This window comes from Nostocoides japonicum T1-X7 (genome assembly GCF_001046855.1).
GTDB lineage: Bacteria > Actinomycetota > Actinomycetes > Actinomycetales > Dermatophilaceae > Nostocoides > Nostocoides japonicum.
This window is the reverse complement of record NZ_HF570958.1, coordinates 5,005,602-5,018,349: the sequence shown is the minus strand read 5'-3', so window position 1 is coordinate 5,018,349 and position 12,748 is coordinate 5,005,602. Positions and strand designations below refer to the sequence as shown.

The 12,748-nt window shown below is 71.6% G+C and carries 7 protein-coding genes and 1 tRNA gene; 7 read left to right on the top strand and 1 reads right to left on the bottom strand.

Going from position 1 to position 12,748, the window contains the following annotated elements:
• Window positions 1-301: 301 nt before the first annotated feature.
• The 6 genes from gltB to BN12_RS22615 all read left to right on the top strand — a co-directional run bounded on the left by gltB (window position 302) and on the right by BN12_RS22615 (window position 9,354).
• On the top strand, window positions 302-4,846 hold the full coding sequence (gene gltB / locus BN12_RS22640; protein WP_048555760.1) for a glutamate synthase large subunit: 4,545 nt from the start codon (window positions 302-304) through the stop codon (window positions 4,844-4,846).
• A complete protein-coding gene (locus BN12_RS22635; RefSeq protein ID WP_048555759.1) occupies window positions 4,839-6,299 on the top strand; it encodes a glutamate synthase subunit beta in 1,461 nt (486 codons plus the stop codon). Before gltB ends, BN12_RS22635 begins: the two co-directional genes overlap by 8 nt.
• A 101-nt stretch (window positions 6,300-6,400) precedes the next feature.
• Complete coding sequence (gene pyk, locus BN12_RS22630) at window positions 6,401-7,861, top strand: pyruvate kinase (RefSeq protein ID WP_048555758.1); 1,461 nt, start codon at window positions 6,401-6,403, stop codon at window positions 7,859-7,861.
• A 38-nt stretch (window positions 7,862-7,899) separates the two neighbouring features.
• Window positions 7,900-7,982, top strand: a tRNA-Leu gene (locus tag BN12_RS22625).
• A 39-nt stretch (window positions 7,983-8,021) separates the two neighbouring features.
• A complete protein-coding gene (locus BN12_RS22620; RefSeq protein WP_048555757.1) occupies window positions 8,022-8,633 on the top strand; it encodes an ANTAR domain-containing response regulator in 612 nt (203 codons plus the stop codon).
• Window positions 8,634-8,790: 157 nt separating this feature from the next.
• On the top strand, window positions 8,791-9,354 hold the full coding sequence (locus BN12_RS22615) for a GNAT family N-acetyltransferase (protein ID WP_048555756.1): 564 nt from the start codon (window positions 8,791-8,793) through the stop codon (window positions 9,352-9,354).
• Between the two features lie 24 nt (window positions 9,355-9,378).
• On the opposite strand, the gene BN12_RS22610 is transcribed toward BN12_RS22615, so the two are convergent.
• Window positions 9,379-9,801 (bottom strand): PaaI family thioesterase, encoded by a 423-nt coding sequence (locus BN12_RS22610; RefSeq protein ID WP_048555755.1) that lies wholly within the window; start codon window positions 9,799-9,801, stop codon window positions 9,379-9,381.
• 109 nt (window positions 9,802-9,910) lie between these two features.
• Here BN12_RS22610 and polA point away from each other — a divergent pair, with 109 nt between their 5' ends.
• Window positions 9,911-12,586: a DNA polymerase I gene (polA, locus tag BN12_RS22605; protein ID WP_048555754.1), complete on the top strand. Its 2,676-nt coding sequence runs from the start codon at window positions 9,911-9,913 to the stop codon at window positions 12,584-12,586.
• Window positions 12,587-12,748 lie beyond the last annotated feature (162 nt).

Below are 12,748 nucleotides of genomic sequence, written 5' to 3'. Positions count from 1 at the left end.
AGGGGTGGAGGTATGTGGTGACGTTCTGGTGGGGTCGGGATACCTCTACTCCGGGGGTTCTTCGGCGGGTCGGGGTATCCGGCGAACTTCCTGCCCCGGGTCGGGGCCGGCACACCTTCCCTCCACGGTGTCTCAGGAGATGAGCCAGGTCCAGGATGTGGGACGTTGTGGCTCGTATGTCAGGACGGGCGAGCCCTCCGATAGCATGCGGGCACGTGGTCGACGCCGCCCACACCTGCTCATTGCACCTGCACGACCCGGCCCCGGGAGTGCCTGACCCGCGAGGACGGTGACCCCCGGCATGTCCGTGCTGCCCTACTCCGCGCACCCTTCCGACACCGGCCTCTACCGGCGTGAGCTCGAGCACGACGCGTGCGGCGTCGCGATGGTCGCCACGATGCGCGGTCACGCCGGCCACGACATCGTCGAGCACGCCCTCACGGCGCTGCGCAACCTCGACCACCGGGGCGCGACCGGCGCCGACCCGCTCGTCGGCGACGGGGCCGGCCTGCTGACCCAGCTGCCCGACGAGTTCCTCCGCGGCGTCGTCGACTTCGACCTGCCGGGGGCCGGCGCGTATGCCGCGGGCATGGCATACCTCCCGGCGGACGACGCGGTCCGCGCGAAGGCGGAGAAGCAGATCGTCCGGATCGCCGCGGAGGAGGGCCTCACCGTCCTCGGCTGGCGCGACGTCCCCGTCGTCCCGGAGCTCGTCGGCGAGGCCGCCCGCGCCTGTATGCCGCGCTTCCGGCAGCTCTTCGTCACCTCGGCCGCCGGCCGGCTGCGCGGCATCGCCCTGGACCGGCTCGCCTTCTGTCTCCGCAAGCGGGCCGAGCACGAGCTCGACGTGTACTTCCCGTCGCTGTCCGCCCGGACCCTCGTCTACAAGGGCATGCTGACGACCGGCCAGCTCGAGCCGTTCTTCCCCGACCTGTCCGACGAGCGCTTCGCGACCGAGCTCGCGATCGTCCACTCGCGCTTCTCGACGAACACCTTCCCCTCGTGGCCCCGGTCGCACCCGTATCGGTACATCGCCCACAACGGCGAGATCAACACCGTCAAGGGCAACCGGAACTGGATGCACGCCCGGGAGAGCCAGATCCGGACCGACCTCATCCCCGGCGACCTCTCCCGGCTCTTCCCCGTCTGCACCCCGGACGGCTCGGACTCCGCATCCTTCGACGAGGCCCTCGAGCTGCTCCACCTCGGCGGCCGCTCCCTCCCGCACGCCGTCCTCATGATGATCCCCGAGGCGTGGGAGAACCACGGCCAGATGGACGAGGACCGCCGCGCCTTCTACGAGTTCCACTCGATGTTCATGGAGCCGTGGGACGGGCCGGCGTGCGTCACCTTCACCGACGGGACGGTCATCGGCGCCGTCCTCGACCGCAACGGGCTGCGGCCGGGCCGGTACTGGGTGGCCGACGACGGCCTCGTCGTCCTCGCGTCCGAGGCGGGGGTCCTCGACATCGCCCCCGAGCACGTCGTCCGCAAGGGCCGGCTCCAGCCGGGGCGGATGTTCCTCGTCGACACCGCCGAGGGCCGGATCGTCCCCGACGAGGAGCTGAAGTCCGCGCTCGCGGCCGAGCACCCGTATGCCGACTGGCTCCACGCGGGTCTCATCGAGCTGACCAAGCTCCCGGAGCGCGAGCACATCCTCCACACGGCCTCCTCGGTCGCCCGCCGCCAGCAGACCTTCGGCTACACCCAGGAGGAGCTGCGGATCCTCCTCACGCCGATGGCGCGGGCCGGCGCGGAGGCCCTCGGGTCGATGGGGACGGACACCCCGATCGCCGTCCTCTCGACGCGCCCGCGGCTGCTGTTCGACTACTTCACCCAGCTGTTCGCCCAGGTGACCAACCCGCCGCTCGACGCGATCCGCGAGGAGCTGGTCACCTCCCTCGTCTCGGCGATCGGGCCGGAGGGCAACCTCCTGGACGCCGCCCCGTCGCACGCGCGCCAGGTTGTCGTGCCCTTCCCCGTCATCGACAACGACGAGCTGGCCAAGATCGTCCACATCAACGCCGACGGCGACCTCCCCGGGTATGCGACGGTCGTCGTCCGCGGCCTCTACGACGTGACCGGCGGGGCGGCCGCCCTCCGCGCCCGCCTCGACCAGATCTGCTCCGAGGTGTCCGAGGCGATCGAGGACGGCGCCCGCTTCATCGTCCTGTCCGACCGTGACTCCGGTCGCGACCTCGCGCCGATCCCCTCGCTCCTGCTCACCTCCGCGGTCCACCACCACCTCATCCGGGAGAAGACCCGCACCCAGGTCGGTCTCCTCGTCGAGGCGGGCGACGTCCGCGAGGTCCACCACGTCGCCCTCCTCATCGGCTACGGCGCCGCGGCGGTCAACCCCTACCTCGCGATGGAGTCCGTCGAGGACCTCGCCCGGTCCGGGGCGCTGCCCGGGGTCACCGCCCAGCAGGCGGTCCGCAACCTCATCAAGGCCCTCGGCAAGGGCGTCCTCAAGGTCATGTCGAAGATGGGCATCTCGACGGTGGCGTCCTACCGCGGCGCCCAGGTCTTCGAGGCGATCGGGCTCGGCCAGGAGCTCGTCGACGAGTACTTCACGGGCACCATCTCCCAGCTCGGCGGCATCGGGCTCGAGGTCATCGCGGAGGAGACCGCGGCCCGCCACGCCGTCGCATACCCACCGGACGGGCTCCGCCTCCCGCACCGCAAGCTCGCCGTCGGCGGGGAGTACCAGTGGCGGCGCGAGGGAGAGCCGCACCTGTTCGACCCGGAGACCGTCTTCCGGCTCCAGCACTCGACCCGACAGCGGCGCTACGACATCTTCAAGCAGTACACCCAGCGGATCGACGAGCAGGCCGAGCGCCTCATGACGCTCCGCGGCCTCTTCGAGCTCGGCGGGCCGGAGAAGCGCGACCCCGTGCCGATCGAGGAGGTCGAGCCGGTCAGCGAGATCGTCAAGCGGTTCAGCACCGGCGCGATGAGCTACGGCTCCATCAGCCTCGAGGCGCACCAGACCCTCGCCGTCGCGATGAACCGGCTCGGTGCGCGGTCCAACACGGGGGAGGGCGGCGAGGACCCCGAGCGCCTCCTCGACCCCGAGCGGCGCAGCCGGATCAAGCAGGTCGCCTCCGGCCGGTTCGGCGTGACCTCGCTCTACCTCACGCAGTCCGACGACATCCAGATCAAGATGGCGCAGGGCGCCAAGCCCGGCGAGGGCGGCCAGCTCCCCGGGCAGAAGGTCTACCCCTGGATCGCCCGGACCCGCCACAGCACGCCGGGCGTCGGCCTCATCAGCCCGCCGCCGCACCACGACATCTACTCGATCGAGGATCTGGCGCAGCTCATCCACGACCTGAAGAACGCCAACCCGCAGGCCCGGATCCACGTCAAGCTCGTGTCCGAGATCGGCGTCGGCACCGTCGCGGCGGGAGTCAGCAAGGCGCACTCCGACGTCGTCCTCATCTCCGGCCACGACGGCGGTACCGGCGCCTCCCCGCTCACCTCGCTCAAGCACGCGGGCGGCCCGTGGGAGATCGGGCTCGCCGAGACCCAGCAGACGCTCGTCCTCAACGGCCTGCGGGACCGGATCGTCGTCCAGGTCGACGGTCAGCTGAAGACCGGTCGTGACGTCGTCATCGCCGCCCTCCTCGGAGCCGAGGAGTTCGGGTTCGCGACGGCCCCCCTCGTCGTGAGCGGCTGCATCCTCATGCGGGTATGCCACCTCGACACCTGTCCCGTCGGGATCGCCACCCAGAACCCCGAGCTGCGGGCCCGGTTCAGCGGCCGGCCCGAGTTCGTCGAGACCTTCTTCGAGTACATCGCCGAGGAGGTCCGGGAGCATCTCGCGGCGCTCGGGTTCCGCAGCATCGCCGAGGCCGTCGGCCAGGTGCGGCAGCTGACGACGGAGAAGGCCGTCGCCCACTGGAAGGCGAGCGGGCTGGACCTGTCGCCGATCTTCCAGCAGGTCGACACCCCCGACGGATCCGGGATCATCGCGCGGGTCGCCCAGGACCACGGGCTGGAGAAGGCGCTCGACCACCAGCTCATCGCCATCGCCCAGGACGCGATCCACGACGGGCACCCGGTGACCGGCACGATCCCGGTCCGCAACGTCAACCGGACCGTCGGCACGATGCTCGGCCACGAGGTGACGAAGGTCCACCACGACGGGCTGCCCGAGGACACGATCGACATCACCCTCGTCGGCACCGGAGGCCAGTCCTTCGGGGCGTTCCTGCCCCGGGGGATCCGGCTGCGGCTCTCCGGTGACGCGAACGACTACCTCGGCAAGGGCCTGTCCGGCGGCACCATCAGCGTCGCCCCGCCGGAGGGGTCGGTCTTCGTCGCGGAGGACAACGTCGTCGCCGGGAACGTCATCGGCTACGGCGCGACGAGCGGGTCCCTGTTCCTGCGGGGGCGGGTCGGCGAGCGCTTCTGCGTCCGCAACTCGGGCGCCACAGCGGTCGTCGAGGGCGTGGGCGATCACGGGTGCGAGTACATGACCGGTGGCCGGGCCCTCATCCTCGGGCCGACCGGACGCAACTTCGCCGCGGGCATGTCGGGGGGGATCGCCTACGTCCTCGACCTCGACCCGGCGCTGGTCAACCCCGAGCTCGTCGACCTCATGCCCTTGCGCGAGGCCGATGTCCCCGCCGTCGCCGACCTGCTGCGACGCCACGTGGAGGAGACCGGATCGACCGTCGCGGGGCGGCTGCTCGCCGAGTGGCCCCTCTCCGCGCAGCGGCTGACCCTCGTCCTGCCGCGCGACTACCAACGTGTACTCGACGTCCGCGAGGAGGCGGCCGCCGAAGGCCTCGACCTCGACGGAGACGTCGTCTGGGAGCGGATCATGGAGGCGTCCCGTGGCTGACCCGCAAGGCTTCCTCAAGGTCCGCGAGCGCGAGCTGCCCACGCGGCGCCCGGTGCCGGTGCGGATCCTCGACTGGCACGAGGTCTACGAGCCGCAGCCGGTCGAGGAGCTGCAGCGCCAGGCCGGGCGGTGCATGGACTGCGGAATCCCGTTCTGCCACACCGGCTGTCCGCTCGGCAACCTCATCCCCGAGTGGAACGACCTAGCGTGGAAGGGGGACTGGCACGAGGCCATCGAGCGGCTCCACGCGACGAACAACTTCCCGGAGTTCACGGGGCGTCTGTGCCCCGCGCCGTGCGAGACGGCCTGCGTCCTCGGCATCAACCAGCCGGCCGTGACGATCAAGCAGGTCGAGGTCACGACGATCGAGCGGGCCTTCGCCGCGGGCGACGTCGCGCCGCAGCCGCCGGACCGCCTGTCCGGCAAGACGGTCGCCGTCGTCGGGTCCGGGCCGGCCGGGCTCGCCGCCGCGCAGCAGCTGACCCGTGCCGGTCACACCGTCGCCGTCTACGAGCGGGCCGACAAGCCCGGGGGGCTCCTGCGGTACGGCATACCGGAGTTCAAGATGGAGAAGGCGATCGTCGACCGGCGCATCGCGCAGATGGAGGCCGAGGGGACCCGCTTCCGCAGCGGCGTCGACGTCGGCGTCGACGTGACGGGCGACCAGCTCCTCTCGCGCTACGACGCGATCGTCCTCGCCGTCGGGTCGACCGTGCCGCGCGACCTGCCCGTCCCCGGTCGGGAGCTCGACGGAGTCCTCCAGGCCATGGACTTCCTCCCGCCGGCGAACCGGGCCGCGCTCGGCGAGACGGTCGAGGGCCAGGTGACCGCGGAGGGCAAGGACGTCATCGTCATCGGCGGCGGCGACACCGGCGCCGACTGCATCGGCACCGCGCACCGGCAGGGTGCCCGGTCGGTGACGAGCCTGGAGATCATGCCGCAGCCGCCGCAGGACCGGCCGACGAGCCAGCCCTGGCCGACCTACCCGATGATCTACCGGGTCGCCTCCGCCCACGAGGAGGGCGGCGAGCGGGTGTATGCCGTGAGCACGAGCGAGATCGTCGGCGACGAGCAGGGGCGGGTCGCCGGGCTGCGGCTCCACGAGGTCGTCATGGGCGAGAGCGGGTTCGAGAAGGTCGAGGGCACCGAGCGCGAGCTGCCCGCGCAGCTCATCCTGCTCGCCATGGGCTTCCTCGGCCCGCAGGGCGAGGGCGTCGTCGACCAGCTCGGCGTCGAGCGCGACGCCAGGTCCACGATCGTCCGCGACCGCTCCTTCATGACCTCGGTGCCCGGGGTGTTCGTCGCGGGCGACGCCGGACGCGGCCAGTCGCTCATCGTCTGGGCGATCGCCGAGGGTCGATCGGCGGCGGCCGGCGTCGACGCCTACCTCACCGGCGCGCCGTCCCAGCTCCCGCGTCCCATCGAGCCGACGACCCGTCCGCTCGTCGTCTGAGCCCGCGCCCGGTCGGGAGGCTGCGTGAGAGCGCGGCCACCCCGTGTCCGGACTGTGACCGCGGTCACCTGCACAATCGTTTACATCGCTACCCTCGGGGTATGCGACGCGCCAAGATCGTCTGTACGCTCGGCCCCTCCTCGTCGACCCCGGAACGGATCAAGGAGCTCGTCGTCGCGGGTCTCGACGTGGCCCGTTTCAACCTGTCGCACGGCGACTACGCCTTCCACGAGGCGAACTACCGGGCCATCCGGTCCGCCGGTGACGACACGGGGCGGGCGGTCGGCGTCATGGTGGACCTCCAGGGCCCCAAGATCCGGACGACCCGGTTCTCGGGTGGACCCATCGTCCTCGCACCCGGCCAGCGGTTCACCATCACGACGCGCGAGGTCGACGGCACCCAGGACATCGTCGGCACGACGTACAAGGGACTGCCCGGCGACGTGTCGGTCGGCGACACGATCCTCATCGACGACGGCAAGCTGTCGCTGACCGTCGAGGAGGTCACCGACACCGACGTGACGTGCGTCGTCGTCTACGGCGGCCCGCTGTCGAACAACAAGGGGATCAACCTGCCCGGCGTGGCGATGAGCGTGCCGGCGCTGTCCCCGAAGGACGAGGAGGATCTCCGCTGGGCCCTCCACCTGCGGGCCGACTACATCGCCCTGTCCTTCGTCCGGAGCCCGACCGACCTGGACCCGGTCCACCGCATCATGGACGAGGAGGGCGTCCGGCTGCCCGTCATCGCCAAGATCGAGAAGCCGCAGGCCGTCGACCGGCTCGCCGCGATCATCGACGCGTTCGACGGCGTCATGGTGGCCCGGGGCGACCTCGGCGTGGAGATGCCTCTCGAGGACGTCCCGCTCGTCCAGAAGCAGTGCGTCGAGATGGCCCGCCGGCGGGCCAAGCCGGTCATCGTCGCGACCCAGGTCCTCGAGTCGATGATCGAGAACTCCCGGCCCACCCGGGCGGAGGCGTCCGACGCCGCGAACGCCGTCCTCGACGGTGCCGACGCCCTCATGCTGTCGGGGGAGACGGCCGCCGGGCGGTTCCCCGTCGAGGCGGTCCAGACGATGGCCCGGATCATCGAGTCGACCGAGGAGCACGGCCTCTGGCGCATCCAGGCCCTCCACAACCCGCCCGTCACCAAGGGGGGCGTCGTGTGCCAGGCGGCCGCCGAGGTGGGGGAGAAGCTCGGGGTGAAGTTCCTCATCACCTTCACCCAGTCCGGCGGGTCCTCCAAGCGCCTGGCCCAGCTGCGCCCGTCGCTGCCGATGCTCGCCTTCACCCCCCTGCAGGACACGAGGTCGCAGCTCGCCCTCGTCTGGGGGGTCGAGACCTATCTCGTTCCCGGGGTGACGCATACCGACCAGATGGCGATGCAGGTCGACGAGTACCTCCTCGCCGAGAGCCGGTGCGCCGAGGGCGAGGACGTCGTCATCGTCGCCGGCTCGCCCCCCGGCATACCCGGCTCGACGAACGCCCTGCGCGTCCACACGATCGGTGACGCGAAGAACCGCGTCGCCCCCGCCTACGGCATCGCCGGGGACGACGTGCCCTGAGGCGCCGGCAGCCCGACGGTATGCTGACGCCGGCACCCGCCGGGGTGGTGGAACGGCAGACACGGGGCACTCAAAATGCTCTGCCCGCGAGGGCGTGCGGGTTCGAGTCCCGCTCCCGGCACCCATCTCCACCGCAGCACCGATCGAGAGGCACACCGGAATGGCCGAGGACGCGACCCAGCCCGGGGCGGATGTCGGGGCGACGCGGATCGTCGTCGCCGAGGACGAGGCGCTCATCCGCCTCGACCTGGCCGAGATGCTGCAGGAGGCCGGCTACGACGTCGTCGGCCAGGCCATCAACGGCGAGCAGGCCGTCGAGCTCGCGACGGAGCTGCGCCCGGACCTCGTCATCATGGACGTGAAGATGCCGGTGCTCGACGGCCTCGGGGCGGCGGAGCAGATCGGCGACGCGGGGATCTGCCCGGTCATCATGCTCACCGCCTTCAGCCAGAAGGAGCTCGTCGAGCGGGCCCGTGACGCCGGCGTCATGACCTACCTCGTCAAGCCGTTCAGCCAGTCCCAGCTGCTGCCCGCCATCGACGTCGCCCTGTCCCGGTGGGCCGAGCTGAAGACCCTCGAGTCGGAGGTCAGCGACCTCACGGAGCGTCTCGAGACCCGGAAGGCGGTCGAGCGGGCCAAGGGGGTCCTCATGCGCAAGCTGAAGATCAGCGAGGCCGAGGCGTTCCGGTGGATCCAGAAGACGGCGATGGACCGCCGGATGGGGATGCGGGACGTCGCGGAGGCGGTCATCGAGCAGATGGGCAACGCCTGAGCCTCCCGGAGGGCCGGTCCGGCGGACGCCGCCGACACTGGATCGGGGGACCCCCTTCCGGAGCGCTGGGGACGAGTTCTATTGTCGAGCCAGTGGTATCCCCTGCGCCACTGCCGGCGATCCCGGCGTCCCCTGTGAGAAGTTGGAGGGTCTGCCGGTGTCCCGTGCGCCCATCGTCGTCAGCGCCGTCGAGCCGGACGACGCGGACTGCCTCGTCGGTCTGTGGTTGGCCAGTCGTGTCGAGCAGGGAGCGAGCCTCGACGCGGCATCGCGACATGCCGCCGACGGCCGGGTGACCTCCGCGCTCCGCCGGCCCGAGACGCGTGCCTTCGTCGCGAAGCGCGACGAGGTGCCCCTCGGCTTCGTCATCCTCAGCGAGCGGATGTTCGGGCTGTCGGACGCCAGCGACGTCTCGATCGACCAGCTCTACGTCGTCAAGGACGCCCGGCGGCAGGGGGTCGCCCGGCAGCTCCTCGCGACGGCCATCGCCCATGCCGAGCGGGCGGGATCCGAGCGGATCGTCAGCCATGTGCCCGCCCAGGACCGTGAAGCGAACCGGTTCTTCGCGCGGCTCGGGTTCGGGTCGTCCGTCATCCGCCGGGTGACGACGACGGGCGCCCTGCGGCGCAAGATCCTCGGCGGGGCCGACGTGTCGCCCTTCGACAGCGTCCTGCGGCGGCGCCGGACGCTGCGGGCGCACGGCCGCACCCGGTCCGCCTGATCGGCGCGCCTCGCGCCGGCCGCGTCACGCGCCGGGAGGGGCGTCCCGGAGCAGGCAGGTGAGCCGCGACGTGCAGACCCGGTTGCCGTCCTCGTCGGAGACGACGATCTCCCAGCTGCACATCGTGCGGCCCAGGCTCAGCGGGGTCGCCACCCCGGTCACCCAGCCCGACCGCGCGGCCCGGTGGTGGGTGGCGTTGATGTCGACGCCGACGGCGATCCGCGAGGGACCCGCGTGCGCGGCCGACCCGTAGGAGCCCAGCGTCTCGGCGAGGACGACGGAGGCCCCGCCGTGGAGGAGTCCGTAGGGCTGGGTGTTGCCCTCGACGGGCATCCGCCCGACGACGCGCTCGAGCGAGGCCTCGACGAGCTCGATGCCCATCCGGTCCATGAGGGTGCCGGGCGGGATCTCGAGGGACAGCGGGGTCGAGGCGGCGTCGTCGGCCATGGTGCTCCTTCGTCGGAGGGCTCGCGGGATGCGCGCTCGATGTTAGGGGAGCCGGTATGCGGGCGACGGGCCGGGCGGGCTGTCGGTGCCAGACCGTAGGGTGACAGCCGTGAGCCGCCTCCTTCTCCTCGATGGTCACTCCCTGGCATACCGGGCGTTCTTCGCCCTGCCCGCCGAGAACTTCTCGACGAGCACGGGCCAGCACACCAACGCGGTCTACGGGTTCACGGCGATGCTCATCAACGTCCTGCGCGACGAGGACCCCACCCACGTCGCCGTCGCGTTCGACGTGTCCCGGCAGACCTTCCGGAGCGAGACGTACGCGGAGTACAAGGCGGGTCGCTCGGCGACCCCGACCGAGTTCTCCGGCCAGATCCCGCTCCTGAAGGAGGTCCTCGACGCCCTCCGGATCCGGCACGTCGAGGTCGACGGCTTCGAGGCCGACGACGTCATCGCGACCCTCACGACCCAGGCACGCGCCGAGGACATGGACGTCCTCATCTGCTCCGGCGACCGCGACTCCTTCCAGCTCATCGACGAGCACACGACGGTCCTCTACCCGATGCGGGGCGTGTCGGAGATGGCCCGGATGGACCCGGACGCCGTCGAGCGCCGCTACGGCGTCGGGCCGCAGCGCTACAGCGACCTCGCCGCGCTCGTCGGGGAGAGCAGCGACAACCTCCCCGGCGTCCCCGGGGTCGGGCCGAAGACCGCGGCGAAGTGGATCGCCCTCTACGGCGACCTCACCGGCCTCGTCGCCCACGTCGACGAGATCAAGGGCAAGGCGGGCGACTCGCTCCGGGCGCACCTCGACGGGGTGCTGCGCAACCGGCGGCTCAACCAGCTGGTCCGCGACGTCTCCGTCGGGGTCGCCCTCGAGGAGCTCCAGCGACAGAACTGGGACCGCGAGCAGGTCCACACCGTCTTCGACGGCCTCGAGTTCCGGGTCCTGCGGGACCGGCTCTTCGAGTACCTCAGCCCGGTCGAGGAGGAGGGGACCGAGGGCGGCTTCGACCTCGACGCCCACGTCCTCACGAGCGAGGACGTGCCCGGGTGGCTCGCGCATCACGCCCCGGCGGGGGCCACCGTAGGGGTCCAGGTCGACGGCACGTGGGGCGGGGGGACGGGCGACGTGAGCGGCATCGCCCTCGCGACGGAGGCGGGCAGCGCGGCGTTCGTCGACGTCGTCGACCTCGACCCCGCGGCCGACGCCGCCGTGGCCGCATGGCTCGCGGACCCCGACCGGACGAAGGTCGTCCACGACGCCAAGGGCCCGATGCACGCCCTCGCGGCCCGCGGGTGGGCGCTGGGCGGGCTCGTCGCCGACACGGCCCTGGCCGCCTACCTCGTCCGCCCGGACCAGCGCTCCTACGACCTCGCCGACCTCGTCCTGCGCCACCTCGGCCGCGAGCTGCGGACCGAGACCGAGTCGTCGGGTCAGGGCATCCTCTCCTTCGAGGGCGACGACGACGCGGTGGCGGAGGCGGCGATGGTCCGCGCACGAGCGGTCCTCGACCTCGCGACGGCCCTCCAGGCGCAGCTGGAGGAGACCGGCGGCGACGGGCTCATGCAGGCCGTCGAGCTCCCCCTGGAGCGGGTCCTCTTCGACATGGAGGCGACCGGCATCGCGGTCGACCTCGACGGCCTCATGGCGCTCGAGGCGGACTTCGCCGGCAAGATGGCCCAGGCCCAGTCCGACGCGTATGTCGCGATCGGCGGGCAGCAGATCAACCTCGGCTCGCCCAAGCAGCTCCAGGTCGTCCTCTTCGACGAGCTCGGCATGCCGAAGACGAAGCGGACCAAGACGGGCTACACGACCGACGCCGACGCGTTGACCGACCTGTATGCCAAGACCGGCCACCCGTTCCTCGAGGCGCTGCTGCGCCACCGCGACACCTCGCGGCTGCGCGTCACCGTCGAGGGGCTCATCAAGTCGGTGGCCGCCGACGGCCGGATCCACACGACGTACCAGCAGACGATCGCCGCGACCGGCCGCCTCTCCTCGACCGACCCCAACCTGCAGAACATCCCGATCCGCACCGAGGAGGGGCGCCGCATCCGCGAGGCGTTCGTCGTCGGCGAGGGCTTCGAGTCGCTCATGTCGGCCGACTACAGCCAGATCGAGATGCGGATCATGGCGCACCTGTCCGGTGACGCGGGGCTCATCGAGGCGTTCCGCACCGGCGAGGACCTCCACCGGTTCGTCGGGTCGCGGGTGTTCTCCGTCGATCCCACCGACGTGACGCTCGAGATGCGCAGCAAGGTCAAGGCGATGTCGTACGGCCTGGCCTACGGGCTCTCGGCGTTCGGGCTGTCCAAGCAGCTGACCATCTCGACGGAGGAGGCCAGGGGCCTCATGGGGGAGTACTTCGAGCGGTTCGGCGGCGTCCGCGACTACCTCACCGACGTGGTGGCCCAGGCCCGGGGCGACGGGTTCACCTCGACGATGCTCGGGCGTCGCCGGTACCTCCCGGACCTCACGAGCGACAACCGGCAGCGGCGCGAGATGGCCGAGCGGATGGCGCTCAACGCACCGATCCAGGGCTCCGCTGCCGACGTCATGAAGGTGGCGATGCTGCGCGTCGACGCCGCCCTGAAGGAGGCCGACGCCCGGTCCCGGATGCTCCTGCAGGTCCACGACGAGCTCGTCCTCGAGGTCGCAGCGGGGGAGCGGGACGACGTCGAGGCCCTCGTCCGGCGCGAGATGGGCGGCGCCGTGTCGATGGACGTCCCGCTCGACGTGAGCGTCGGCGTCGGCCGGTCATGGCACGAGGCGGCGCACTAGCGGCGAGGTACGAGGTATCAGGGCGGCGGGCCCAGCACTCCTGTTGAGCGGGTCGGCGTAGGTCGCCACACCCCCGCGGCGACAGGAGGACCGGCCCGAGCTCCCTAGGAGGACTCATGTCCGCTGGCTCCACTCCCCGCCCCGCCCATCGGCTGACCCGCG

Bases quoted from the DNA above. Each gene is read 5' to 3' on its own strand.
- gltB (WP_048555760.1), top strand. From the start codon at position 302: ATGTCCGTGCTGCCCTACTCCGCGCACCCTTCCGACACCGGCCTCTAC.
- pyk (WP_048555758.1), top strand. From the start codon at position 6,401: ATGCGACGCGCCAAGATCGTCTGTACGCTCGGCCCCTCCTCGTCGACC.
- BN12_RS22610 (WP_048555755.1), bottom strand. From the start codon at position 9,801: ATGGCCGACGACGCCGCCTCGACCCCGCTGTCCCTCGAGATCCCGCCC.
- BN12_RS22620 (WP_048555757.1), top strand. From the start codon at position 8,022: ATGGCCGAGGACGCGACCCAGCCCGGGGCGGATGTCGGGGCGACGCGG.